The 26,238-nt window shown below is 51.4% G+C and carries 19 protein-coding genes, 2 tRNA genes and 1 pseudogene; 13 read left to right on the top strand and 9 right to left on the bottom strand.

Annotation, left to right across the window (positions count from 1 at the left end; translation table 11 throughout):
- Nucleotides 1-102: 102 nt before the first annotated feature.
- Together BM231_RS14845 and pssA are read left to right on the top strand one after the other, a co-directional pair.
- Nucleotides 103-804 (top strand): phosphatidylserine decarboxylase, encoded by a 702-nt coding sequence (locus BM231_RS14845; RefSeq protein WP_093520568.1) that lies wholly within the window; start codon nt 103-105, stop codon nt 802-804.
- Nucleotides 805-815: 11 nt separating this feature from the next.
- Nucleotides 816-1,763, top strand: a complete 948-nt coding sequence (gene pssA / locus BM231_RS14840) for a CDP-diacylglycerol--serine O-phosphatidyltransferase (RefSeq protein WP_093520566.1) — start codon at nt 816-818, stop codon at nt 1,761-1,763.
- A gap of 198 nt (nt 1,764-1,961) precedes the next feature.
- Here the strand turns inward: pssA and BM231_RS14835 are convergent, their stop codons facing one another.
- Genes BM231_RS14835 through BM231_RS14825 form a run of 3 tightly spaced genes read right to left on the bottom strand, consistent with a single transcriptional unit; the run spans nt 1,962 to nt 7,115 of the window.
- Complete coding sequence (locus tag BM231_RS14835) at nt 1,962-5,441, bottom strand: efflux RND transporter permease subunit (RefSeq protein WP_093520564.1); 3,480 nt, start codon at nt 5,439-5,441, stop codon at nt 1,962-1,964.
- Nucleotides 5,438-6,541, bottom strand: a complete 1,104-nt coding sequence (locus BM231_RS14830; RefSeq protein ID WP_093520562.1) for an efflux RND transporter periplasmic adaptor subunit — start codon at nt 6,539-6,541, stop codon at nt 5,438-5,440. The genes BM231_RS14835 and BM231_RS14830 overlap by 4 nt, the downstream gene beginning before the upstream one ends.
- A 25-nt stretch (nt 6,542-6,566) precedes the next feature.
- Complete coding sequence (locus BM231_RS14825) at nt 6,567-7,115, bottom strand: PadR family transcriptional regulator (RefSeq protein WP_093520560.1); 549 nt, start codon at nt 7,113-7,115, stop codon at nt 6,567-6,569.
- Nucleotides 7,116-7,536: 421 nt separating this feature from the next.
- Here BM231_RS14825 and puuE point away from each other — a divergent pair.
- The 4 genes and pseudogenes from puuE to BM231_RS14805 all read left to right on the top strand — a co-directional run.
- Nucleotides 7,537-8,436, top strand: a pseudogene (puuE, locus tag BM231_RS14820) (allantoinase PuuE); the annotation flags it as partial.
- Nucleotides 8,437-8,753: 317 nt separating this feature from the next.
- Entirely contained in the window at nt 8,754-9,488 is a 735-nt protein-coding gene (locus BM231_RS14815) for a L,D-transpeptidase (RefSeq protein ID WP_208860381.1), read from the top strand.
- Nucleotides 9,489-9,793: 305 nt separating this feature from the next.
- Nucleotides 9,794-11,170, top strand: coding sequence for an efflux RND transporter periplasmic adaptor subunit (locus BM231_RS14810; RefSeq protein ID WP_093520556.1), 1,377 nt, complete (start codon nt 9,794-9,796; stop codon nt 11,168-11,170).
- Between the two features lie 23 nt (nt 11,171-11,193).
- Nucleotides 11,194-14,352 carry an efflux RND transporter permease subunit gene (locus BM231_RS14805; RefSeq protein WP_093520554.1) on the top strand — a complete coding sequence of 1,053 codons (3,159 nt, stop codon included), beginning with the start codon at nt 11,194-11,196 and terminating at the stop codon, nt 14,350-14,352.
- A 5-nt stretch (nt 14,353-14,357) separates the two neighbouring features.
- On the opposite strand, the gene BM231_RS14800 is transcribed toward BM231_RS14805, so the two are convergent.
- Nucleotides 14,358-14,705, bottom strand: a complete 348-nt coding sequence (locus BM231_RS14800) for a hypothetical protein (protein WP_063300067.1) — start codon at nt 14,703-14,705, stop codon at nt 14,358-14,360.
- 248 nt (nt 14,706-14,953) lie between these two features.
- On the opposite strand from BM231_RS14800, the gene BM231_RS14795 reads away from it, so the two are divergent.
- Nucleotides 14,954-15,301: a hypothetical protein gene (locus tag BM231_RS14795; protein ID WP_093520552.1), complete on the top strand. Its 348-nt coding sequence runs from the start codon at nt 14,954-14,956 to the stop codon at nt 15,299-15,301.
- 47 nt (nt 15,302-15,348) lie between these two features.
- On the opposite strand, the gene BM231_RS14790 is transcribed toward BM231_RS14795, so the two are convergent.
- Nucleotides 15,349-16,305 carry a nucleoside hydrolase gene (locus tag BM231_RS14790; protein ID WP_093520550.1) on the bottom strand — a complete coding sequence of 319 codons (957 nt, stop codon included), beginning with the start codon at nt 16,303-16,305 and terminating at the stop codon, nt 15,349-15,351.
- A gap of 216 nt (nt 16,306-16,521) precedes the next feature.
- Here BM231_RS14790 and BM231_RS14785 point away from each other — a divergent pair, with 216 nt between their 5' ends.
- A complete protein-coding gene (locus BM231_RS14785) occupies nt 16,522-17,553 on the top strand; it encodes a DUF2817 domain-containing protein (RefSeq protein WP_093520548.1) in 1,032 nt (343 codons plus the stop codon).
- 7 nt (nt 17,554-17,560) lie between these two features.
- Here BM231_RS14785 and BM231_RS14780 read toward each other — a convergent pair whose 3' ends face one another.
- The 3 genes from BM231_RS14780 to BM231_RS14770 all read right to left on the bottom strand — a co-directional run bounded on the left by BM231_RS14780 (nt 17,561) and on the right by BM231_RS14770 (nt 18,619).
- Nucleotides 17,561-18,292, bottom strand: a complete 732-nt coding sequence (locus BM231_RS14780; RefSeq protein ID WP_093520546.1) for an SDR family NAD(P)-dependent oxidoreductase — start codon at nt 18,290-18,292, stop codon at nt 17,561-17,563.
- 120 nt (nt 18,293-18,412) lie between these two features.
- A tRNA-Gln gene (locus tag BM231_RS14775) sits at nt 18,413-18,486 on the bottom strand.
- A gap of 59 nt (nt 18,487-18,545) precedes the next feature.
- Nucleotides 18,546-18,619 (bottom strand) — tRNA-Gln (locus BM231_RS14770).
- Nucleotides 18,620-19,040: 421 nt separating this feature from the next.
- Here BM231_RS14770 and BM231_RS14765 point away from each other — a divergent pair.
- Both BM231_RS14765 and BM231_RS14760 read left to right on the top strand, forming a co-directional pair.
- Nucleotides 19,041-20,606 carry a Ppx/GppA phosphatase family protein gene (locus BM231_RS14765; RefSeq protein WP_244527176.1) on the top strand — a complete coding sequence of 522 codons (1,566 nt, stop codon included), beginning with the start codon at nt 19,041-19,043 and terminating at the stop codon, nt 20,604-20,606.
- Nucleotides 20,603-21,304 (top strand): RlmE family RNA methyltransferase, encoded by a 702-nt coding sequence (locus BM231_RS14760; protein ID WP_057466074.1) that lies wholly within the window; start codon nt 20,603-20,605, stop codon nt 21,302-21,304. The genes BM231_RS14765 and BM231_RS14760 overlap by 4 nt, the downstream gene beginning before the upstream one ends.
- A 32-nt stretch (nt 21,305-21,336) precedes the next feature.
- Here BM231_RS14760 and BM231_RS14755 read toward each other — a convergent pair whose 3' ends face one another.
- Nucleotides 21,337-22,737, bottom strand: coding sequence for an MFS transporter (locus tag BM231_RS14755; RefSeq protein ID WP_093520542.1), 1,401 nt, complete (start codon nt 22,735-22,737; stop codon nt 21,337-21,339).
- A gap of 328 nt (nt 22,738-23,065) precedes the next feature.
- On the opposite strand from BM231_RS14755, the gene guaB reads away from it, so the two are divergent.
- The 3 genes from guaB (at nt 23,066) to BM231_RS14740 (ending at nt 26,160) form a co-directional block, all read left to right on the top strand.
- The gene (gene guaB, locus BM231_RS14750) at nt 23,066-24,568 is read left to right on the top strand and encodes an IMP dehydrogenase (protein ID WP_063297163.1); all 1,503 of its coding nucleotides are present in this window, start codon (nt 23,066-23,068) and stop codon (nt 24,566-24,568) included.
- Nucleotides 24,569-25,160: 592 nt separating this feature from the next.
- Nucleotides 25,161-25,418: a YjhX family toxin gene (locus BM231_RS14745; RefSeq protein ID WP_093520540.1), complete on the top strand. Its 258-nt coding sequence runs from the start codon at nt 25,161-25,163 to the stop codon at nt 25,416-25,418.
- Between the two features lie 211 nt (nt 25,419-25,629).
- On the top strand, nt 25,630-26,160 hold the full coding sequence (locus BM231_RS14740; protein WP_093520538.1) for a GNAT family N-acetyltransferase: 531 nt from the start codon (nt 25,630-25,632) through the stop codon (nt 26,158-26,160).
- Nucleotides 26,161-26,238: the final 78 nt, after the last annotated feature.

The following is a 26,238-nucleotide window of genomic DNA, read 5'->3' as shown; positions in this document are numbered from 1 at the left end:
TAGAGTTGCTTGCACAGATCTCTCTGAGTTGCTCTATGAGCAGAAACTTAACGTCTGAGGGGTTCAATAGCTGAACCCCTCACTCTAGCAAAGGTGGTAAAGATGTCTTTGGCGGACAGCATTTCCAAGACACTGGTTCCTATTCATAAAGAAGGCTACCCGTTTATCGCCATTGCAGCTGTCCTGACCATCATTTTAGGATGGTTCTGGTCCCCCCTTTTCTGGATCGGCCTTTTCCTGACCGGATGGGTCTGTTACTTCTTCCGCGATCCGCCGCGTGTCACTCCTGTTAAAGATGGCCTGATTGTTTCCCCCGCAGACGGAACCGTGTGTCTGATGGGGTCTGCGATCCCACCTCGGGAGCTGGATATGGGCGATCAGCCGATGATGCGTGTTTGCATCTTCATGGACGTCTTCAACTGTCACGTAAATCGTGCACCAATGGCAGGTCGTATCACGCGCGTCGCTTACAAAGCCGGAAAGTTCGTGAATGCAGAACTGGACAAGGCAAGTGAGCACAATGAGCGCAATGGCCTGATCATTGAAAACGACAACGCCCGTATCGGTGTTGTGCAAATCGCCGGCCTCGTAGCACGCCGTATTGTGTGCTTCGTGAAAGAGGGCGAAAACATTTCTGCAGGTGATCGCTTCGGTCTGATCCGCTTTGGATCCCGTCTTGATGTTTACCTGCCTCAGGGGACAAAGCCACAGATTGCCCTTGGCCAGACCATGATTGCTGGTGAGAGTATTCTGGCAAATCTGAAAGATGAAGAAGCAGGCGATATCGTTGCCCGCGTTTCTTAAGGTAGTATAGCGTGTCAAATCCATTTCCTCCCTATGAACCGGGAGGTCAAACCACCAATGCGAAAGGGGCAGCGCGCAAGCGTATTCCACTTCGTATTGTTTTACCAAACGTCGTCACCTTGCTGGCGCTATGTTCCGGCCTGACAGCCATTCGCATGGCTATGGAAGACAGGTGGGATATGGCGATTGCAGCCATCTTCCTCGCCGCTATTCTGGATGCTCTGGACGGACGTGTCGCACGCATGCTCAAGGGGTCCACGAAGTTTGGTGCTGAGCTGGACTCGCTCGCCGACTTCGTGAACTTTGGCGTTGCTCCAGGCATTATCCTTTACGCTTGGATGCTGGAAGATGCCAGCTCCCTCGGCTGGATCGCCTCTCTGCTGTTTTCCATCTGCATGGCATTGCGATTGGCGCGGTTTAACGTGGCGCTGGACGACCCAAACAAGCCAAAGTGGGCCAACAAGTTCTTCACCGGAGTTCCCGCTCCAGCAGGCGCACTGACGGTTCTGCTGCCGATCTATCTGGAACGTTTGGGTGTGCCGCATTGGAACGAGCTGGCTCTGCCTGTTGCGCTCTACACCATGTTCATTGGTCTCCTGATGGTCAGCCAGCTGCCAACCTTCTCCGGCAAGCAGATCGGTACGCACATTCGCCGCGAATGGGTTCTGCCGCTGTTCGTTGTCGCTGTCGGTATCGTTGCACTTGCCGCAAGTTATCCCTTCGAGTGTCTGACCGTGATCGGCGTTGGCTATCTCATCTCTATCCCGTTTGCATGGCGTTCCTACAAAATCCACTGCGTGAACGGGAAGGGCAGCCATGCCGATTGCGATGTGGTGACCACCGAGATCGAGGAGGAAAGCGTCTCAGAAGACAAGACGTCTTTGAAAGTGAGCCTCGAAGATATAGCGAAAGCTGGCGTTCCTGATCCGAAACAGGAAAAGGAAAAGAGCAGCGACTAGGCGCAAAGCCCAATTTGATTTGATAAGGCCGTGGATCACTCCGCGGCCTTTTTTGTGAGCCCTGCAATCCGTTGGTTGGGTTTGCCGGAGGGACCACAAGCATCTCATATGATTTGCCGCCAGCGTCCTGCCTCCTGAAGCAGGCAATAAAAAAGGCTGCCGAAGCAGCCTCTTTTGCATTTGTTATGCGTGTCAGCCTTACTCAGCGGCTTCAGGAACCCGCTTGACCTCTTCAGAAGTATCATCACCGAAGCTTGGCTCTTTCGGATCTTCATTGCCATTGGCCAGCGCATATTGACCTGCAGACATCTGATTCTTGCGCCTGTTTGCAACCCGCCCATAACCATTTGCCAGATGCATTGGCATTACCAGAGCAATCGGAATCACAACCAGCGTCAACATTGTTGAGAACGCCAGACCGGAGATCACCGCGGTTGAGAGTTGAACCCACCAACTTGCCGTGACGCTGCCAAAGGTGGTGACCTGATTGGCAAAGTCAAAGCTGATTTGCGTTGCCATAGGAATAAGGCCAGCAATCGTGGTGATTGTGGTCAGCATCACCGGACGGACACGCTGTGCACTGGTGCGCAGTGCAGCATCCACCGGGCTCTGCCCATCTTCACGGAAGCGGTTATAGGTATCAATAAGCACGATCGCGTTGTTCACCACGATACCTGCCAGCGCCACAATGCCGGTACCAGTCATGATGATTGAGAACTTCTGCCCCGTCACCAACATGCCAAGCAGCACACCAAACACACTCATAACCACAGTCGAGAGCGTCAGGAAGCTCTGGTAGAAGCTGTTGTACTGAGTCAGCAGAATGATAAACATCAGGAACAGCGCACCAATCATTGCCTTCATGAGGAAGGCCTGAGATTTGGCTTGCTCTTCATTCGCTCCGCGGAACTTGATGAACACTCCGTCCGGCCATTGCTGAGCATCGATCCATTCCTGAATCTCTGCCTCTTTCTCGGTCACGAGGAAGCGGTCTTTATCAACACCAGCTTTAACATCCAGAGAGAACATGCCATTGCGGCGTGTAATGCTGGAAACCTTCTGCTTGGGTGTCCGCTCCACAAAGTTGGAGAGAGGAATCTGACCCAGCTGAGTGCGAAGACGCAGCTCATCAAACTTGTCCAAAGTCCGCTCGCTCTCAGGAAGGCGAACACGAATGTCCACTTCATCCTCTGAGTCAGACGGGCGATAGTCACCAATCAAAACACCGTTGGTTACAAGCTGAACCATAGCGCCCACAGCCGCAATATCAGCCTTATAACGAGCTGCTTTTTCGCGATTGATGGTCAGTTCCCAGTCGATCCCCGGTAAAGGACGGCTGTCTTCCTGGTCACGCAAGCCATCAACAGTGTCGATGTGATTACGAACACGATTTGCCGCAGCAACAGCTGCTTCGTAATTGTTTGAGTTAATCTGCAGCTGGATGTCTTTACCAGTTGGAGGGCCACCCTCAACCTGCCGGGATTCAACCTTGATACCCGGAAGCAGAGAGGTTTTCTCACGAACGCTGTTAAAGATCTCCTTTGCCGACGGGCGGCAGCAGAAGTCAGCAAACTCAATGTCGATGGAGCCAATCAGATCAGCAGGAGCGTTGTTGCCACCGCCACCGCGTACACCAACAGGGAAGGCGCGGGTCACGACATTCTCAATGCCCGGCTCAGCTAGAATGATACTGTCAACTTCCCGAACCAGTTCAAGGGCCTCAAGAGCAGACATGTTACCGCGAGCGGTCACATAAAACTTACCCTGCTCAGGCTCTTCATCCACGAAGAACTCAGTGCCTGCATTGTTACCCATAAAGGTCACTAAGATGCTGCCACAAAGAACCAGCATGGCGACGATCGCCAGCATGCCGGCCCACCATTTGCGAACTAGGAACTCCAGAACAGCGATGTAAGCACGTGTGATACCGCGCAGCTTTGATGTGTCAAACGGACCATGCCCTGAGAACACTTTTGCTGCTGCCAACTCTTCCGTTTTCCGGCGTTCAGCACGCGCACGAGAATAGTTGAGGATTGGTTTGAACATCTTCATCAGTGGCAAGAAAGCCACGATGACAATAGCTGCCCCAAGCAGTTTAGATGCAGGACCAAGGACTGCAACGATTGGTGTCAGGCTGGAAACGACAGCACCCAGTGCCACAGCAACGATAAGAGCAAGAAGATGCTCGCCATACTTACTCATAAACGCAAAGACAGCGGCCAAAATGCCACCAGTCACGGGCAGGAACACCATGGCCGTCAGCAGGGAGCCGGACAGAACGATGATCACCATGATTGGCAGGTAGCTCATGAACTCGCCCGGTACGCCCGGCCACAGCAACATTGGCAGGAAGGCTGCCAGCGTTGTCGCCGTGGAAGAAACAATCGGCCAGAACATCAGCTTTGCAGCGCGGATGTAAGCATCCCGTGGAGACATGCCTTCAGCTGCCTTACGGTCTGCGTACTCCACCATCACAATCGCGCCGTCAACCAACATACCAACAGTCAGCACCAGTCCGAACATCACCATGGTGTTCACGGTCATGCCGATGGTTGTGAGTGTCAGGAAGCCCAACATGAAGCTTGTTGGAATGGCCAGGCCAACCAAGATGGCAGATCGCAGACCAAGAGCAGCAATAACAACAATCATCACGAGGAAAATTGCTGTCATGATGGAAGATTCAAGAGAGTTTAAGGTCTGAAAAATGTTGTCTGATACATCGAGCATATAGCTCACAGATACTGTACCTGGCAGGTCTTTTGTAACGTCTTCAACAACAGTACGAACTGCGGCATTATTCTCAATAATGTTTTCGCCAATGCGCTTGATCACATCTAGCGAAACAGCAGGTTGACCATTCACAAGCGTAAAGGTGCTTGGATCTTTGAAGGTACGTTTGATCGTAGCAATATCACCAAGTGTGACGACGCCTTCGCCGGACTGTTTCACCGGCAAGGAATAAACATCATCTGCATCAAGGATCAGACCCGGCACTTTGATGTTGAAGCGGCCTGCACCCCCATCAATAAAGCCTGCAGCAATCAGCTGGTTGTTCAACCGAAGTGCATTGACCAGTTCGCTCTGGCTGATGGAATAGCTTTCCATCTTGAGCGTATCGATGATCACTTCAAGCAGCTCATCACGCTGACCAGTCAGCTCAACCTCTTTCACGGACGCAATGGACTCGATCTCGTCTTTCAGACGATCAGCAAGGCGGTATAGCGTGCGGGCAGGAACATCACCGGAAAGGGCAATGGTCATGGTTGGCTGAAGCGCCATATTGTGTGTGCTGACTGTAGGTTCTTTGGCGTCCTCAGGGATCTTGGTCTTCGCCGTATCAACCTTCTCGCGAACATCCGTCAGCGCTTTGTCTTTGTCGACATTGATGTCGAACTCCAACAAAATGCCTACATGCCCTTCGGCGGCAATCGTCGTGATCTCCTTCAACCCCTCAAGGCCGCGGAGTTCGGTCTCCATCGGTTGACCGATCAGACGGGTTCCATCTTCAGGAGAAATTCCGGACTGGCTGACAGAAACATAAAAGAATGGAACATCAATATCTGGCGCAGCTTCTTTGGGGATCGCGATGTAGGACATAATGCCTGCGACCACCATGAAGAGCATCATCACAAAAACTGTTTTGGGGCGTTGGAGCACCCCTTCCAGCATGGATATCATTGTGAAACCTCCGCGGTTTCAAAAACGGGATGAACAACACGGCCTTCTTTAACAAAGTCCTGACCAACGGTAATAACGGTCACTTCTTCAGGCAGCCCTTTGAGCCAGACACCCTTTGTGTCTCCGCCGATCATTTCAACAGGGTAGAAAATAACCTTGTTGTCTGCATCAACGCCGCGCAGACCAATGTCCCCATTGTCAGCAAGGGTCAAAATGCCCGGTGAGACAAAGTGAGCTTTCTCGTCGGCAAGTTGCAGCAAAGTGCTGGTCGTAACGCCATCTCTCAAATCAAAGTCCCGGTTTGGCAACTCAACTTCCACGCGGAAAGTGCGTGTGTCCGGATCGGCAGAGCTTGCAATGTAGCTGACTTTACCTTCAACGGATTGGCCGGTCACCAGGTTCACAACAGCGGTCTGGCCAACTTTCACAGCCTGAATGTTGGATTCTGAAACGGCTCCGATTGCTAGCATTGGGTCCGGCGCCATAATTGTCGCGCAGACTTTGCCAACACCCAGCATTGCGCCTTCTTCTGTCAGTGGTGTCTCAATGACCCCATCAATAGGAGCGCGGATTGCAGTGCGTTCCAGCTCAAGTTCAGCTTCCTGCAACTGGGCTTTAGCCGCGTCGCGTGTTGCTTTAAGCGCAATCACACGGTTTGCAGCAGAAAAACCTCTGTTGTTCAGCTTGCTGGCAGCTTCAAAATCAATATTAGCCTGAGCCAGTGCTGCATTGGCCTGAAGAACGCGTGCTTCACGGGCACCGCGGTCCAGAGAACAGAGCAGGTCACCTTTACGAACGAACATGCCTTCAGTTGCCGGGCGTTTGCGCACTACACCAGCTGTTTCTGAATGCACTTCAACACGTGTATCCGCCTGCGTCCGTCCCCGCATTTCCAAAAATGGAGTCCGTACAGTCGCTTCAAGGGTTTGCACTTTAACGGCAAAGGGAACAGAGCCGAGAGCTTTCACTCTTTCTGCTGGTGGTGGAGTCGAACCTTCGCCCGTCCCCTGACCCATAACCACGGTTGTGCCGGTCGCCATCCAGATACCGATTCCGGCAGTAAGCCCCAAAGCCAGAACATGTGAAAATCGAATTGCCATTTTTCTCTCCGCCGGTTCTAGGCGATTATTCAGCTGCTTGAGCGTGGGAGACACGCTCGCTGGCGATGCGCTCAAGCTTGCTTCGGTTCATTTTCATGTAATTGAGGGAAGCACTCAGTGTGGTAATGCCGTATTCCAGTGTCCACGCGCTTGCCGGATCCTCACAAATCTCAAGCTCATGGTTCATGCCCCCGATTTTGAGCTCCAGATGCTCAATACGGCGGTCAATCTCCTTGGAGATAAACTCGCCACCAACCCAGCGGCTATAAAGAGCAAGCAGAAGAAACGGGGATCTGAACAAATCTTCGACAGGGGTCTCAGACAGCTCTTGTACAAAAGCGTCACGACCTGCCTGTGTAATAGAATAGATTTTCCGAGAAGGTTTGCCTGGTGAAACTTCTTCGCGCCACGTCACAAGACCGTCCTGTTCCATCTTGGCAAGCGACGGATAAATTGATCCGTAACTGGCTTCAATGAAATGACTGAAATGCCCTTCTTGCGCAGTCTTGCGAATTTCATATCCAGTAGCATCCCCGCTGGATAATATGGCAAGACAAAATTTACGTGTGCTCATTCCCCACCACATCGCACTGAGTATTAAAAGAGACCTCATATAGGTGTGAGGTCGAATAACTTACTGAACTTAAAAGACTTAAAATCGATTAGAGCTAAAGTCTGGTCACGTTCGATATATATCGACTAGATATATGTGAAACTTTTTACTGAAAGCTTTAATCACTGTCAAATGTAGAAATGTAACAGGATGTCCCGGTCGCGCTACATAGGGTTCAGATTGTTCTCGTGCTCAAAATTTCAATGGTTACCCTTCAAATTTAATAAGATTTCTACAAAAGAATGTGCCCGCTATCACAAGTTGAGCCATTTTTTGTGAGCTCAGGAGGAGTTGTGCATTGGAATTCTGCACAAGCCTACTTGTCTTGTCTTGCTGTTTTGAGGTGAAGTGTTGCCAACAAACTTCAAAAAGGTATTTCATGATGGATTATGCACGCGACATGATTGGGTATGGCCGGAACACGCCGAACCCTAACTGGCCAGGCAATGCGAAAATCGCGGTTCAGTTTGTCATCAATTACGAAGAAGGCGGCGAGAACAACATCCTTCATGGAGATGCGGGGTCTGAAGCTTTCCTTTCTGAGATTGTTGGGGCGCAACCATGGCTGAACCAGCGGCACATGAATATGGAGTCAATGTATGAGTACGGCTCGCGTGCTGGCTTCTGGCGTCTGTGGCGTTTGTTCCGCAAACATGGGATTCCGGTAACGTGTTATGGCGTGGCCACCGCATTGGAGCGAAATCCCGAAGCCGTTGCGGCCATGAAAGAGGCTGATTGGGAAATTGCGTCTCATGGCCTCAAGTGGATCGAGTACAAAGACTTCTCTGCCGATGAAGAGCGCTGGCACCTCCAGCAGGCAATCAAGAGTCATATGGAGACGACTGGAGAGCGCCCTTACGGGTGGTACACAGGCAGAAGCTCCGTCAACACTCTGCCATTGGTAATGGAAGAAGGTGGCTTCCTTTACAGCTCAGACAGCTATGCAGACGATCTGCCTTATTGGGTTGAAGGTCCAAACGGCCCGCACTTGATCATCCCTTACACGCTGGACGCCAATGATATGCGGTTTGCGACACCGCAAGGCTTTAACAGTGGTGACCAATTCTTTACCTACCTGAAAGATAGCTTCGACACGCTTTACGCAGAAGGAGAAGACGGAGCGGCCAAAATGATGTCTGTCGGCCTGCATTGCCGCCTTTCCGGACGTCCCGGCAGAACAGCAGCTCTTGCCCGTTTCTTGGATTATGTCTCCCAAAAGCAAGGTGTCTGGGTGCCGCGCCGTATCGACATTGCACGTCATTGGCATGAACATCACAAACCCTAACTGCTTCAAAAGCTGAGGTCTTTGCCTCTCTTGCTTCAGGTGAGAGAGGTTTCCTCAACATCTGTAGAAAAGCCATCTTGTTCTTGAACTGGCCGCAATCCAGCCATTTGCAGGCCAGACACACCCATTAAGGCCTTGATGGTCGCACCCTTTGAATCCACATAGTGAATTGTGCATAGGTTCAAATTGTCGTGACCATCTGTCTTCCTCAATTAGTTATTGATAGAGACAAGTTAGAAACGCAAATCGGCTGTGCGATATGCTTATTGCAACATGCTCGGCAATCTAACTTAAGGAACAATAATAGGGTGACCATGAGCTTTTTAAGTACAACTGCCGAGAAGGCGAGGCATTGTAACAAAGGTAGTTTGTCCAGACGTGGTTTTGTAATCGGAACAGCAGCCCTCGCTTTGGCAGGCTGTCAGACAACCGGTGCTCCAAAACGCAAGACTGTGGCCGACCTTCGCCAGGATCCGTACTACAAGGCTGTTTATGGCCCGATGCCGGAAGAAAAATTCCCCATCCCTGCAGTCAATCTCAACCAGATCCCAGACGGCAAGTACCTCCGTCAGGTGGTAAACTACACCGGTCCGGAAGTTGGCGGCACGCTTGTTGTCGACCCATCCAACCGCTTCCTCTATCTGGTGCGCGGTGATGGCACTGCCATGCGCTACGGTGTTGGTGTGGGCCGTGCTGGCTTCAGCTGGAATGGCGATGCTGTCATCCAGTACAAGCGCCAGTGGCCAAAATGGACACCGCCAGCAGAGATGATCGCACGCCAGCCAGAGCTTGAAGAATTCCGCTATGGTATGGCGCCAGGCATCGAAAACCCGCTGGGCGCCCGGGCGCTTTACCTGTTCCAGAATGGCAAAGACACGCTGTACCGCCTGCACGGAACCAACGAACACTGGTCTATCGGCAAAAACGTATCAAGCGGCTGTATTCGCCTGCTAAACCAGGACGTGATTGACCTGTATAACCGTGTGCCAGACGGCTCGCGCGTTGTGGTGCGTCCGGCCAGTAACCCGGTGGAACCACTCAGCGTCTAGCTAAACGCTGCATCGTGAAAATGACTGAAAGGCCTGATATCACTGTCAGGCCTTTTGTGCATCTGCCTCTGGAAAACGCGGTGGCAGATCAATGAAAGTGTAACGAACTGTAGCAAAACGCCAGTTCAGACAATGTCATTACGTTTTTACAAACTTCAAAATGCACATGTCTCACAAAAGCAATGTAAAACACTCTCAACTAAAGTGTTCTTTCATGCATACTTGAATCGCCAAGAGGCTCCTCATTGATCCAGTGAGCCTGAATAGCCGTAAGTACTGCAAATTCTGGTAGGAGTTGGGTGTTTATGTCCCGTTCTAGACAGGCTGTAAAAGTTGGTCTGATCGCCGTCGTAGTTGGCGTTGCAGGATTATATATCGGCAAACCGGCTCTGTTCTCCAAGCCGGTCCCATTGCTCAGTTCCGTTGGACTAACGCTCTGGCCAGTTGAGACGGCTGATGTGGCAGTAAAGGGCTCAGGGAATAAGCAACAGGGCAAGCGTGGCGGCGGAAAACGTGGCGGTGGCAGTCAGGAAATTCTGGCCCGTGCTCGTAATGTGACCACAGGCGTAACGGACACGTTCGTCCGTGCAATTGGTACGGGTCGTGCAGCCAAGATGACAGACCTTTATCCGGAGAGCTCCGGACGTATTCAAGAGCTACCCTTTAAGGCAGGAACGCGAGTTTCTACAGGGGATGTGGTTTTACGTCTGGATGATGCGGAAGAGAAGCTTGCGGTCAATCGCGCCAAACTCGCGCTGAAAGACGCTGAGGAGCAGGTTGAGCGATACGAAAAACTCATGTCCTCGCAGACCATTTCAACGGTCCAGATGCAAAATGCTCTGCTGGCAACCAATCAGGCCCGGCTGGATTTGGACAAAGCCAGCATCGACCTTGATCGCAGACTGGTGAGAGCTCCGTTTGAAGGTATTCTCGGCATTATGGATGTCGAAATTGGTGACTATGTAACGCAATCCTCCCGCATCACAGGTCTGGATGACCGCTCCAGCATTTTGGTCGAGTTTGTTGTCCCGGAACGGTTTGCGAACAAGGTCAAACGCGGAGATACGGTGGAACTGCGCACAGAAGCTATGCCGGGGCATACGTTCAGCGGCGAGCTGACAGCTCTGGAAAACCGCGTTAATTCCGAATCCCGCACTTTGAAAGTTCAGGCAACAGTCGCAAACCCTGACGATCTCCTCCGATCTGGGATCGCTTTTGATGCTCGTGTCCAATTGGAAGGGGATGAATGGCCATCCGTTCCGTCCATCGCGCTGAAATGGGACCGGTCCGGCCCGCATGTCTGGTTAGCGGAAAACGGCGAAGCTCTACGAACCGACGTGACCGTTATTGAACGCAGCGCTGACCGGGTATTGATCGAAGGCGAGGTAGAGCCGGGTGACATCGTGATTACAGAGTCAGTTCGCGACTTGCGCCCAGGCACGAAAGTCACGCTTCAGGCTGAGCCGGGCTTTACTCTGACCAAGCCCGAGGGTGTAAATGCCCCGCTCGTGAGTGAGACGCAAACCTCAGGTGAGAACGCTGGCGCAAAGCGCAAAGGGAAGGGAAACGGGCAAGGCAAGAATAAGCCAGACACAGGCCAAACCGATAAGAGCGAACCAGTTAAAAGCTCCGGTTCTCAATCTGGAATATCGGCTGATAGCACGACTAAATCCAGCTCCTGAATGACTGACCCCAAGGTGTTTCTATGACAACCGACAAAAATTCTACACGGGAAAGTCATCTGAGCGGATTGTATGCGCTGTGTGTACGGCGCCCCGTTCTGGCGATTACCCTAAATCTCCTGATTATCGTAGCAGGTATTGCAGCGTTGCTAGGTGTTGAAGTGCGCGAAATGCCCAATGTGGACCGACCCGTTGTAACGGTCACGACCACATATTCAGGTGCTCCGCCAGAAGTTACGGATGCCGAGATAACCAGTGTGCTGGAAAAAGCGATCTCGCGCACCGCAGGCATTGAATCCATTTCTTCCAACTCAAAATATGGCCGCAGCCGGATTACTGTCGAGTTCAATGACAGTGTCGATGTCAGTGAAGCAGCCAATGACATTCGTGATGCCGTAAGCGGAGCAGGGCGTAACCTGCCCGAAGATGCGGATACACCGGTTGTCGTAAAGGCCGACGCGGATGCAGATCCGGTTATGCGCGTTGTCGTAACTTCTGATGAAATGCGCATTGAGGAACTCAGCAAGTTTGTTGATGATGAGATTGTTGACCGCATCACATCCGTGCCTGGCGTTGCCAGTGTTGATTTGTATGGTTCTCAAACACCAGTCTTCAAAATCGCGATCAACGTGCAGGCCATGTCCTCTCGCGGCCTGACACCTGATAATTTGCGCTCTGTCTTGGAAGAACTCGCGCTTGATACGTCTGGCGGATCACTGGAAACAGGTGATCAGGAGCTCTTTGTTCGCGCGAATTCCGATGTGAAAACAGCCGAACAAATCGGCATGGTCAAGCTCAATGAGACCACTAGAATTCGCGATATCGCCTTTGTGAGTTATGGCCCTGAACGCGCATCCTCTGGCGCATTCTACAACGGCAAACGTGCCGTTGGAATGGGTATTATTCGCTCGGCAAATTCAAACACGATCGATATCTCCAACGATGTTCGCGCTGAAATAGAGCGCATGCAAGATCAGCTTCCAAACGATGTGGAAGTCAACGTCAGTAGTGATGATGCCACGTTCATCGGTGGTGCAATCAAGGAAGTCGTATTTTCGCTGTTCCTCTCCACCAGCATTGTGATTGGTGTGATGTTGTTGTTCCTTGGTTCCATCCGCGTCACGCTTATTCCAGCCGTAACTGTTCCTGTCGCTTTGATTGGTGCATTGGTTGGCATCTGGCTGGCGGGGTTCTCCGCAAACGTTTTGACGCTTCTGGCGCTGTTGTTGGCAACCGGTATGGTGGTTGATGACGCAATTGTGGTTCTGGAAAATATCTCTAAACGCGTTCACAAAGGGCAGGGGCCGCGTGCTGCTGCGATCCTTGGTACGCGTGAGGTCTTCTTCGCAGTTATCACCACAACGGCAACTCTGGCTGCTGTGTTTATTCCAATTTCATTCCTACCAGGCAGTGTCGGCAAGCTCTTCTCTGAGTTTGGCTTTGTACTTGCAATCAGCGTGATGCTGTCCTCCTTCGTTGCGCTGACACTCGCGCCGATGATGGCATCCCGACTGCTGCGTACCAAAAATTATGAGGACACGCACAAACCCTCTGCAGCTTGGGTTGTGATCTCCAATATGGGGACTGCCATTGAGCGCTGGTACTCCAGCACGTTGGATTGGACATTACGTCGGCCATTCATACTACTGGGCGCCGCAACTCTCTTTGTCATAGCGGGGGCATCCCAGTATACCTCACTGCCGCGTCAGCTCACTCCAACAGAGGACAGGTCTGTGATTTTCATGATCGCTTCCACTCCTCAAGGGGCAAGTTTGGACTATACCGCAGGCAAAATGAGCGAGCTGGAGTATATCGCTCAACCCTACGTCGATAATGGCGAGGCGCGCAGCATCATGAGCCTTGTTGGCATGGGCGGGCAGATCAATCGCGGTTTCCTTGTCATGTCTTTGAAAGACTGGGCCGAGCGCGATCGCAGTCAGCAGGAAATCGTCAATGAACTGCAACGTAAGACCGCAAAAATTCCGGGTCTGAAGGTGCGTGTTGCTCAACCAAATACGATCGGAATCCGGGGTGCCGGGCAGGGCCTTCGCTTTGCAGTGACCGGCACCAATTATAATGAACTGGCTGAAAATGCAGATGATATTGTAGCTGAGATGCAGGCCCGCTACGGCGACAAAGTTGGCTTTGCCTCTGTGTCTTATGAGACGACACAGCCGCAGTTGCTGGTGAGTGTAGACAGAGAACGTGCAAACGATCTGGGTCTGTCTTCTGACCGGATTGCCTCCAACTTGCGTATGCTGCTTGATGGCTCATCTGTTGCAGACCTCTTCGTAGAAGATGACGGCATTCCGATGGTGATGGAAGCTGGTGGCCTGCCATTGCAGTCTACACGCGATCTTGAAAACATCTTCATCAAGAGCAAAGACGGCACCATGCTGCCTATGTCTTCTATTGTTTCCATTGAAGAGGAGGCTGTAGCGCCGAGCCTGACGCGTGAAGAACAACAAAGGGCCGTCCCCGTCACCATCTCCATCAATGACGGTTACGACCTTGCTCAGGCAATCTCTGACATGAAGGAAGTTGCAGCCGAGGTCTTGCCAGAAGGTACCAACGTCACGCTTCTGAGTGAAGCAGCCGTTTTAGAGAAAACCACGTCCAACGTCTACATGACGTTCCTCTTTGCAATACTCGTGGTCTTCCTTGTGCTCGCGGCGCAGTTTGAAAGCTTCATGAGCGCGTTTGTCATTCTCTGTACTGTACCCTTCGGAATTTCTGCGGCGATCATCTCCATTGGCCTGACGGGAGGGTCTATCAATGTCTACTCCCAGATCGGCATCATCTTGCTCGTCGGCTTGATGGCCAAAAACGGCATTCTCATTGTCGAGTTTGCCAACACATTGCGGGAAGAGGGGCGTTCGGTCTTTGAAGCGATCCACGATGCGTGCCTCATCCGCTTCCGTCCAGTTGTCATGACAGTGGTTTCAACCGTCCTTGGTGGCGTGCCGTTGGTCATGGCTTTTGGGGCAGGAGCAGAAGCACGCATCGAGATGGGGTGGGTGATCGTTGGTGGTTTGGGTTTTGCGACACTTTCCACGCTCTTCGTAACGCCAGCTGCCTACCTGCTGCTGATGCGCTATACGACACCACGCAAAGCCAGCGAGGAAAAGCTGCACAGCGAGCTTGATAAGGCGCTGGGCAACACGAACACACCAGCTGAATGATGTGATTATGGACAGGCCGAGATGATAACAATGCTTGCATTGCCTTCGTCTCGGCACTTCTGCGCAAGATAAAAGATATCCAGCCTCAATGTGACCAGGTGAGAGTTTGCACCCGGTTCGGTCGTCTCACTCACGCGGTGACCAAGATCTTGAGAGAGCTCCAACTCAAAGAATGCTTCACTCTGAGAAAAATAGGAGAGCAGTAAATCCAGATCGAGCGCTTCATTGCCGGCAGCGTCAATGACACGCGTCTGGCGAAGCTTGTCGCGCCACATAAGCTCTCCGCAATTATCAAGAAATTGCTCGCAGGAGACCAGCTCGTCAAACAGTTGATGAACACAAGAACGAAGCATCTAATCTATACCCAGCCTTTCAGATGCAAATTGCAGAGCGAATTATAGCCCAAAGATCTGATTTCCCCTCAAAACCAAATGATAAAATTGAAGGCATGAGCCGTTTGAGTGAACAGCAGCAGATCAATTAGGTTCGCAACACCCCTCAATTGTCATAGAAATGCAATAAAGCGCATTGAGTGCGTCTTGTCTGTGGTATGCTTTGATTTTCCCTCATGGAATTAAAGGTGCGACCACGGAGAGAAATGATGCGCTCACTCAAGTTTTTGATGGTGATATTGACAGGTCTGTCGACAATGCTGATATCAGTTTCGGTAAGCAATGCCTTAGGCATCCAGCAATTAACAGAAGTGAGCGGAAGAGCGGAAGTTGTCGATAAACGCCAGCTCGATATCTATCATCCTTATGGGATTATACGCGTTGGCCTGATGTGGCCTGCAGAAAATCATTACTCTTTGCGCCGTCAATTAGCGACCGCAGTCAAAGTGAAATGCTTGATGTTTGGATCAGAAACATCTGCCAGCTGTGTTGCAATTGATAAGTTCGGGTCACGCTGGATGCTCGGCAATGCCAATCAGATGGCATTCACAAAGTAAGGTGTTTAAAGGCGCCGACAGCCCAATGCTCTCGGCGCTTTCTGATATTACTTATTGCTTGCGAACGTCTTCATCATGATTTCAACGAAGAGCGCAGCATTCGCGTCAAAGGCCACTTTACAATTGGCCTGTTTGGTGCCGCGATGGTTCTTGTCAACAATTGTGCGCCCAACAGTCAGCGCCCCCTGAGTTTCAATGTCGACCGGATATTCTTCCAGTGTAATCACGTCTGGCTGAATAAGGTGTGCAATACAAAGTGCATCATGCACGGGCGCACTGTGCTCAACATCCATCTTCTGGATCTTGTCGTGAATGCCAATGCGGTGACCAGTGCAAGCCGCCATTGCCTTGCCTGCAGGCGTGCCCAGTTCATCAAACTGACGACACTGTGTCGCTGTCACCAAAGCTTTGTGTGTTGCGTCCAACGGCACCATGGTCAACTTTTCAAAGCCAGCGTTGAAGACTGCATAAGCAGCTTCAGGGTCAGCCCAGATGTTGAACTCCGCAGCAGGAGTCACATTACCAACGTCATGACCACCACCCATGATCACGACTTCAGGAATAAGGTCCACCAGCTTCGGCTCAACAGCCAGCGCTGCTGCAATGTTCGTAAGCGGTGCAACTGGGACAAGCGTGATTGGATCAGTTGCATTACGGTAGGTCTCTACCAGATACTCAACCGCATGCTGCTTTTGTGCTTTTAAAGCAGTTTCCGGCAGAGGAAGATGCTTGCCATGGATCTTCTCAGTCAGATCATTCTTCGTGCGCGGCGTCGGAAAGTCATTTCGTACCAGAGGCTTGTGACAACCAGCATAAACCGGAATCTCAGGCTTGCCGATATAGTCGAGCACGCGAAGGGAATTATCTGTGCAGTAATGCAGTTCAGCATTCCCGTTCACGGTGGTTACGCCAATCAGGTCAAGATCTTCATGCAAAGCAGCCAGCATAATGGCAACAGCGTCATCCGTGCCAGTGTCCACATCTAGTATCAGTTTTCTTTTCATTATTCGCTCCCGGGAAGCTGATCGCTGCTAACTCTATGGGCGCGCAGCGGCAGCCTGATCTGAAGACGCATCATCGCAATTGATTGAAAACTTGCATGTGATGCGAGAAAAAAGAGATAAGGAACAACAGACTAGATTATTCTTTCTGGGTCAATTAGGTGTGTAATACAACCGCCGATATATCACAGCTTCATCCTGTTATTTGAAGAGTACACAATGCCTGCAAATCCCATTTTCTCTGAGGACTATTTCCAAGCTCAACAGCGTTTCATGGACCTGGCCAGTCGACTTGGGTTTGAGACAGAAGTCATCCCGCACCCAACCTTCAAGAGTGAGGAGGGGCCTGTGCAGATGACTGTTGCTTTGCAAGGCAAACCGGACAGTGAACATGTGGTGTTCATTACTTCAGGCGTGCACGGAACAGAACTTACAGCTGGCTCTGGAATTCAGCTGGACTTGATGCAGCGCTATCTTGAGCAACTCCCAGACAATACAAAAGTAGTCTGGGTACATGCAGTCAACCCAGCTGGCTGCGCGATTTTCACGCGGACAGATGAGAACAACGTAGACAACAACCGCAACTCGATTAGCTTTGATGGAGATCTTCCTCAAAACCCTGACTACGAAGAGCTGCACACCGCCATTTGTGCGCCTCAGATCACGGGAGAGGAGTGGGAGGCTGCCAATGCCGCAATCAAAATCTATACCGAAAAGAACGGCACTGGCGCTCTGACGCAAAAAGTGCTGAAAGGACAATACTCAGTCCCAATGGGGCTGTTTTACGGCGGGGAGGAAACATCCTGGTCCACCAAAACCCTAAAGCAAGTCATTGTCTGTTATGGACAAGGCGCAAAGCGCGCAACGATCATTGATCTGCACACAGGTGTCGGTCCTTGTGGCTTTTGCGAGGTGATGGACCTCAGTTCAAAGCCCGGCGAAGAAGCGGAATGGAGCCTCATTGGCGGTTTCATGTGCGATACTTTGGACAGTTTGGATCTGGAGGTCCCACCAACTAAGCTAATCCTGGAATTTGGCACCGTCCCATTTGAACAAGTGTTGGACGCTCATCGCCGCGACAACTGGCTGAAACGCAATCGGGACACTGTTGCTCCAGAACTAGCCGCTGAAATCCGGCAGGAACTCATGGATGCACTCTTTGTCGATACACAAGAATGGTGCGATGCGCTTCTGACGCAAAGCCGCGATGTTTTTGAGCAGTATGTTCTGAAAGCTACAGCAGAAGTTTGATGATCTATCAAGGAGCGATCTCAGTCCCGTCATAGGCTAGGCATTTGCCAGTTTGGGACTGGTCAACCTCACTGATCACATCCAGCAGCATTGCAGCGGATTTCTCAGGCTGCATCAATTGCCCTTCTGGCATGCCGCGTTGAAAGGGTTTGGAGAGTGAGCTGTCCACCGTGCCCGGGTGCATTCCGATAATGACCGAACTTTGATGCGTGCGCTGCATTTCAATCGCAGCGCACCTGATGAGCATGTTGAGCGCAGCTTTTGAGGCGCGGTACGAATACCACCCGCCCAGATAGTTATCGGAAATGCTGCCAACGCGTGCTGAGATCGCAGCAAAAACAGCCTTTTTGTGTTTGGGCAAAAGCGGCAGGAAGTGCTTCATGATCAAGCTGGGGAGAATGGTATTTGTATGAAATGTCTCCTCCATACCCGCCGCTGTGAGTGAGCGGATAGTCTTCTCCGGCTTTGAGGTGTCGCTGTGAAGTTGTCCAGTTGCCACGAAAATCAGATCAAGTCCCCCAGCTGCCTTAATCGCATCTGCACTGGCGTTAAACCCCTCCGTATCCTCTAGCAAAAAGGCGTGGCTCTCAACGCGCTCATGGACCGGAATGCGTTCTGGAGAGCGGGCAAAACAAAACATGTCCGCTGTGTCATAGCGATCAAGGCACTCATGCACAAAAGCAGACCCAATCGCGCCGCTTGCGCCAAAAACAGCAATCCGTTTGGGGGAGAAGGGCATGATACAACCTCTGCAAGCGTAAATGTTGCAAGAAGTGTTCTTGAGGCGCACGAAACCGTCAATTAGCGGAATATCGGAGCCGCTCAATCAATCTGTTCAGTTTTGATTTATGGAAGAAAATGGCTGGGGATCCTGGACTCGAACCAGGACCGACGGAGTCAGAGTCCGCTGTTCTACCATTAAACTAATCCCCAGCAGAACAGGAGGGAAGTGTTCCCTACCAAGCAGTTGAAGCATTTGATACGTGAGTAATTGGCTGGGGATCCTGGACTCGAACCAGGACCGACGGAGTCAGAGTCCGCTGTTCTACCATTAAACTAATCCCCAGCAATAACAGCACGTTAGCTACTGCCAACCAACAAAGTGAAACAAGGTGTTCAATTCGTCAGTGAGAGGGCTTTTAGTGTTCGGACCGGACCTTGTCAACTTGGTTCTCGTGAGTTTTAACAAAATCAGTGGGCTAAGAGGACTTCAGGCTCTTCTCTTGTGAATAAGGACATGGATCTGCGCATTTATGCGCAAGTGTGTTCTGGCAAGCGTGTCACGCTGCCAGCGCCTGTCAACGCCCCCAAAATCGTAAGCCTCTGGAGTTTCCTGCAATTTGAGAGAATTCGTTTAAATTTAGGACTGTACCATTCAAATGGGGCGATTGCTGTTTGCCATGAAACTGTTACAATGTTGCCAACTTAAAATGACTTCAGTCCAGATCGCATTTAGATGCCTCATGGACTGCACAAAGGCATAGCACTTGAAGAAAACGGGTGAGCGGTCCTCTTCGGATGGAGCGAGAACGCCCGGCGTCCCGGGAAGCTCAAAAAAGGGCAGACGGAAGCAACGCCATAGAAAGCGACAGGGTGGAGACGCCAAAAATGCGTCTTTGCACCGCGCTGAAGCTGGTCATTCTGCTGGGATTGCGGAAGAGGCTGGCAGTTCTCGTCCTGAAGGCGCCAAGCGGCAGAGGAAAGCACGTCGCGCAAAGCCTAATCGGGCAGAAAGACGTGCGCTCCTAAACCAGAAACTACATGCGCCCGTTGTCAATATTGATCCGGGCGGCACATCAGTAGAAGTTATACAACCTGCTCCTGCACCTAAGGAGGAGGTTAAAACGCATGTGTCAACGCAAGCCAGACAGTCTGGGCCTGCAGAGCAACATTCTCCGCGTCCTTCTCAAGGCTACAGATCCCGCGAAAATGATGCAAACCGACGTCGTCATCCCGCGGATATGCGTGGTGATGGGACGCATCGTTTTTCGTCGCGCCACAGACATCAGGCGACAGGGTCTCAGGAGCTCTACGCAGCTTTGGACCTCGGTACCAACAATTGCCGTTTGCTGATAGCCAGACCAGAGCAGCGCGGGTTTCGTGTTGTCGATGCCTACTCCAAGATCGTACGCTTGGGGGAGGGTGTCGGGCGTAATCGGAAACTCTCCGATGATGCCATTTCACGAGCCATCGAGGCATTGCAAGTTTGTCAGCAAAAGATTTCCGAGCGCGGCGTTCAGCGGGCACGGCTCATTGCGACAGAGGCCTGCCGGGCAGCTGAAAATGGCGAGGAGTTTGTCAGCCGTGCCAAGAAAGAAGCGGGGCTGGAGCTTGAGATCGTCAGTCAGGAGACTGAAGCACGCTTAGCCGTTGCTGGGTGCGTTTCTCTGGTCGATCCTGAGGCAGATGGTGTTCTGCTTTTCGATATTGGAGGCGGATCCTCTGAGATTGTCTGGCTCGATCTGCGCAACAGATATGGTGCGCGCGGGTATGCACTGACGCGCTTTGTCAGAACATGGACGTCTCTGCCTCTGGGTGTTGTAAATCTGGCGGAAAGTCACGGAGGTGTGCACGTCACACCAGACGTTTTTGAAGCTATGGTTGGTGATGTCTCGCAGAGATTGGAGAATTTCCCTCTTGGCAATGAACTCTCCCGTGCTATAGAGCGCGGAAATGTCCATATGCTGGGAACATCCGGGACGGTGACTACATTGGCCGGGGTCCACTTAGGCCTTAAGCGCTATGATCGCCGTCGCGTTGATGGAGCATGGATGGAACAGGAAGATGTTTCAGCCATGATTAACCAGCTTTTGAATATGTCCTATCAAGAACGGGTGGAAAACCCTTGTATTGGTGAGGACCGAGCCGATTTGGTGCTAGCAGGTTGCGCAATTTTGGAAGGAATACGCCGCAGATGGCCTTGTCAGCGATTACGTGTGGCTGACAGAGGACTGCGGGAAGGTATTTTGATGGAGATGATGGCTGCAGACAAAGTCTGGAGCAACTCCAACCATAAGCGCCGGCGCACCCCTAGAAAGGAATATAACAGATGAGCGGCAACTCTAGTGGTCGTGGATCAGGTGATCGGGGCATGTTTCAGCGCGTGAAAACTGCGCGTAAACGGTCCAACTCCTCAACACTTTGGCTGCAACGCCAGCTGAATGATCCGTACGTCCGCCGTGCCAAGGTCGATGGCTATCGCTCTAGGGCGGCCTACAAGCTGATCGAGATCAACGAGAAACATGAAATCCTGAAGCCGGGTATGCGTGTGGTCGATTTGGGGTGTGCTCCTGGCGGCTGGTCGCAGCTGACGGCGCCGATCGTTGGCTCAATGGATGATGAGCCATTGGTGGTTGGGATTGATTATCTCGAAGTTGAACCGATCCCAGGTGTTGTGATCCTTCAAAAAGACTTTCTGGATGACGATGCTCCTGATGAGTTGATGAAAGCGCTCGGCGGGCATCGCCCAGATCTGGTGATGTCTGACATGGCAGCGCCAACGACAGGCCATCGTCAAACAGATCACCTGCGCACGACTTATTTGTTCGAGATCGCAATCGATTTTGCGCGTCAGAACCTGAATGAAGGTGGTGCATTCCTCTCAAAGGTGTTTGCCGGTGGGGCTGAGGCAAAGTTGCTTCAGGATCTGAAGAAGGAATTTAAGTCTGTGGTGCATATCAAACCACCAGCGAGCCGCAAAGGCAGCCCTGAGATGTTTATTCTCGCCAAGGGCTACAGAGGTTCCAAATAATGTTCAGAAAGGCTGGTTTCGACCAGCCTTTTTTATTGATGTAAGTGTGCTTGTTCATCTACTTTGTTCTTGCCGAGATTGGCGGGCAGAAACCAGAAAAACAGCACGGGCAGCAAGGCAAATAAACCAGTGCAAACGGAGAGCCAGATAAAGTCAGGCCCGGTGAGCATGGGCTCTTCTGTGATATTCTGCCGAACATGCAAAACGGCAGCAGCAAAGCCCACCGCCAGTGAAATGGAGAGTTGCTGAACCAGTCCTGCAAAGCTAACACCCTGATTAACAAGACACCTGGTCAGATCCGCATAGCTTGCTGTGTTGGCTGATGTGAATACAAGGCTTCGTGTGAAGCCTGTGAGCAGGATGAGGAGCGCGACTGCTGCAAGTGACTTGGTAAGCCAGACAAAGCCCACAGCCAGCGTTAAAACGGAAAGAACAATGGTGCAGGGCAGCAGGACGCCGCGAAAGCCGAATGTTTTGATCAATCGGTGAGCGACCACGCGTGAAAGCAGGGCTCCAATGGCAGCGGCGCCCATAAGGAGGCCTGTTGTCAGACTATCAAGACCCATTGGGATTTGCAGCATGAGCGGCATGACAAACGCAAAGGAAGCGACGCCGATGCGCAAAGGGACAGTTGCGTAGGTCGAGACACGATAGCTGAGATTTGCGAAGAGCTTCAGGTCAATCACTGGATGGCGTGCGCGCCGTGCATGCCATATAAAAACCAGGGCGAATGATAAACTTGCTGCAAAAAGGCCAAGGGGAATAAATGCATCGCCCGTGATCTTTGTTAGATTAGCAATCCCAGCCAAGAGCGATGCGGCAGTACTCCCTAGCAAAATGAACCCCGGAAAATCGAAGGGCACCTTGTTCTTCCGTCTGTAATTGCGAAAGTAAAAGCTGCTCATAGCGCCAACAGCAACGCAAACCGGCACATTGATCAAAAAGATCCAGCGCCAATTGAGATAGTGGACAATAATGCCGCCCAGAAAGGGACCAAAGGCAATCCCGAATGCAGCGGGCGTGACGACCCAAACCATCGCTTGCACAAGGTTCTTCGTGCCTGCCATGCGGATGACCGTCAGACGTCCAATCGGCATTAGAAAGGCTCCGGCAAACCCCTGAATTGCCCGGGCAATCAAAAGATGGGTCAGATTGCTAGAAAGGGCGCATGCCACTGACATGCTCATAAACAGGAGCGCTGCGCCAACGAACAAACGTTTTGACCCGAACCGGTCAGCTGCCCATCCCGATATGGGAATAAACACCGCCAGTGTGAGCTGATAGAGCGATATGGTCATATGCAATGAAAGTGGATTAATCTTCAGGTCATGGGCGATAGTGGGGATCGCAACCCCAAGCACTGTGGCATCCAGCTGCACCAGCAAAAGCGTCATGCCAACGATCACTGTTGTCATGCGGAGGCGATGCGGCATGCTCGGAGCTTTCCGGTCTGAAGTCACTCAGGAGTGTTGACGAAGACCCCTGAGTATCCCTGAAGGTGTTTGTTCTCGGAAGCTGACCTTAAAGGAACTCGGTCTATCAACGCTCATCGACAATACCTGCAATTTAGTAAAATCAATGAGGTGAGGAGCAAATATGCATTCCGGAGCCTAAATCTGATAAATGCCCCTTTTCAAATCGCAAAAGCCGTGGTAGTGACCCGCGTCAACTTCTCTATCTTTTCAGACAACTCTGCAGTCAAATCCACTTGAGCAGGGAGTGGGTCAGGGCGGTCTATATTCATCCGAAGGGAACTTGGCAATGCCTACATTTTACGAACCATCTTCAGGTCACGAAGCGCTGACTTTTGATGATGTTCTGCTCCTTCCAGGGCATTCTGAGATCATGCCGGCGCAGGTCGAACTGCACTCAAGAATCTCTCGCAATCTTCATTTGCATTTGCCTATCCTCTCTTCCGCAATGGACACTGTGACAGAAGCGCGCCTCGCGATTGCTATGGCACAGGCTGGTGGTCTCGGCATCATCCACAAGAACATGACACCAGAGCGTCAGGCTGAAGAAGTCCGTCAGGTGAAGAAATTCGAGAGCGGAATGGTGGTCAACCCATTGGTGATTGGCCCTGATGCAACTCTCAAAGACGCACTCAACCTGATGGAAGCGCACAAGATCTCCGGTGTGCCAGTGGTTGAAAACGGTGGTCGCGGCGGTACTGCCACAGGTCGTCTCGTTGGTATTCTGACCAACCGCGACGTACGTTTTGCCTCAAACCCTGAGCAGCTGGTCTGCGAACTGATGACCCGCGACAACCTGATCACAGTTCGCGATAACGTTCGTCAGGATGAAGCCAAGCGCCTGTTGCACCAACACCGTATCGAAAAGCTTCTGGTGGTTGATGAGAACCAGTACTGTGTTGGCCTTATCACTGTTAAGGATATGGAAAAGGCGCAGCTCAACCCGAATGCATCTAAGGATGCGCAGGGCCGCCTTCTGTCTGGTGCAGCAACCAGCGTGGGCGAAGATGGCATGCGCCGCGCTGAGGCCCTGATTGAGGCCGACGTGGACCTGCTGGTCGTAGATACCGCGCACGGCCATTCGCAGGCCGTAATTGATCAGGTAGCTGCAATCAAGAAACGCTTCCCGAGTGTAGAGCTGGTGGCTGGCAACGTAGCAACGCCAGCTGCAACGAAAGCGCTGATTGAAGCTGGTGCGGACGCCGTGAAGGTAGGTATCGGTCCGGGTTCCATCTGTACAACACGCATTGTTGCTGGTGTTGGAGTTCCTCAGCTCACAGCGATCCTGGATTGTGCTGCTGAAGCTGCTAAAGCCGATGTCCCGATCATCGCGGATGGTGGCATCAAGTTCTCCGGCGATATGGCAAAAGCATTCGCAGCAGGTGCTGGCTCTTGTATGGTGGGTTCTCTGCTAGCTGGTACCGAAGAAAGCCCAGGCGAGGTTTACCTGCATCAGGGGCGTTCCTACAAAGCCTACCGTGGTATGGGTTCTGTCGGTGCAATGGCACGTGGTTCCGCAGATCGTTACTTCCAGGCAGAAGTCTCTGATAAGCTGAAGCTGGTTCCAGAAGGTATTGAAGGGCAGGTGCCCTACAAAGGTCCGCTCTCTTCGGTTCTGCACCAGCTCGCAGGCGGCGTCCGTGCTTCCATGGGCTATGTCGGTGCGCCGAACCTGCCAGAGTACAAAGACCGCGCAACCTTCGTCCGCATCTCTGGCGCCTCCCTTCGCGAAAGCCACGCCCACGACGTCACAATCACCCGCGAAAGCCCAAATTACCCCGGCGCTGTTTAACGGTGTTACTCTGAGCTACGAGTTCTTTTAAAGTCAATAAGTTGCGGTTATTTGGTGTTGTACTAAATAACCGCATTTTTTATGGGCGTGTGATTTATTTTTAGTGTTATTATAAAGGGGTGTGATCAATATCACTTAGGGCTTCCACTCTAACCTCCCACTTTCATAAGTAATATGAGCAAATCCCGCTCTTTTAGGTGTTTCAAAAGACCGATTAAGTCATGCTTGCCAGCTATTTATCTTCCTAGCTTTCTGTTCGTCGTTGAAGCATGTTTAATGCAGTAGTGGCAGTCTCTCTTTTCTTCGCAGTTATCTTTCTTGAAAAAAAGCACTTGCCAAATGCGATACACATAATGTACGAAGTCGCTGCTTCATCGCCACCATTCTGGAGAGTTTTTGTTTAAACAAGAGAATCGGTAACCTTGCTGACTGCCTTTTCGCAATCTGACATTTAGGTCGTATTGCAAGAGGGTTGGATCTATCGCTCGTATCAGAGTGGTACCCGGCCTGGCAGGAAGCTGAAATTCATGCACCCGGTCCAATTCAATTGGAAAGGGAGACGACTACGCATGTATTTGGGTAACCAACTCCAATGGACATCTCCAGACCAGAGCAGAAAATTCTGCATATGTTGGCGCAAGGCGGTTACATCCGCGTCGAAAAAGACGACGGCCGCCATATTTCCAAAATCGAATTATTCACCCGTGAAGGGTGGAGATTTTCCGGCCTGAGCGACGAAGTATTTCGCAAGCTCAAACGTCGAAAATTGATCGCGTCCAAGCAAAGCACACCTTATCGTGTCACCAAAAGAGGTCTTACACTTGTAAGATCTCAGGTTGATAACCGTTAGGTTGCCGTGCGCGGGCTTGGTCAAGGTGTCGTCGTCGGTGAATTACGCGATTTATCCGGAAATTCCGAAGCTTATCCAACATCTTAATACTGTGCAGATCAGACAAGCCACTGCTGGCGATCTGTTCCGCAAAGGCCCGCAACTCGTACGCGATCGCTAAATTTGATGGATCTGGTGAAGCGCAACCACGAAACCAACATGGAAAATTAGCATGATCAATACTGAAAACGACAAAGTAGAAATACAAGACCTTCACTTGCAAGCTTTTGGCGAAGAGGAAGGACCTGTCATCGAAAAAATGACGGCAGAGTTTTTGTTGTTGCCTGAAACGATCTCGATCAATGTTTATCGAGGATTGCGGATAGCTGGAAACATACTCTTTTCGCCATTTAAACTTGATGATCACCCAGAGAAGAAGTGCTTTCTTCTGGCTCCCCTAGGTGTCTTACCTGAGCACCAAGGAACAGGGATCGGTAAAGAGCTGATCGAGAAAGGCGTGTATTATCTTAATCACATTGGCGCAGATGCAATCTTCGTTCTTGGGCACCCGAGCTACTATGCATCAAGGGGCTTCGTTCAAGCGAAAGTCCTTTCACCGCACCATGAGCTCATGAAGCACCCCGAAGCATGGAGAATGCTGGAAGTTAAACCAGGATCTATGGAAGGTATCGGAGGCGCTTCTGTTGCCGCGGAACCAATAATGGATCCTATGTTCTGGGATACTTCGGGTAGGCCAGAATAACCAATACATGGGAGTAAAAGGGGCAACGCTTCCTTTTACTCCCTGATCTCTTATGTCCTGAATGTTTGTTTTCGGGGA

This window comes from Pseudovibrio ascidiaceicola (genome assembly GCF_900114245.1).
In the GTDB taxonomy this organism is placed as follows: domain Bacteria; phylum Pseudomonadota; class Alphaproteobacteria; order Rhizobiales; family Stappiaceae; genus Pseudovibrio; species Pseudovibrio ascidiaceicola.
Note: the sequence above shows the minus strand (reverse complement) of the source record. Positions and strands in the feature narration are given on the sequence as shown.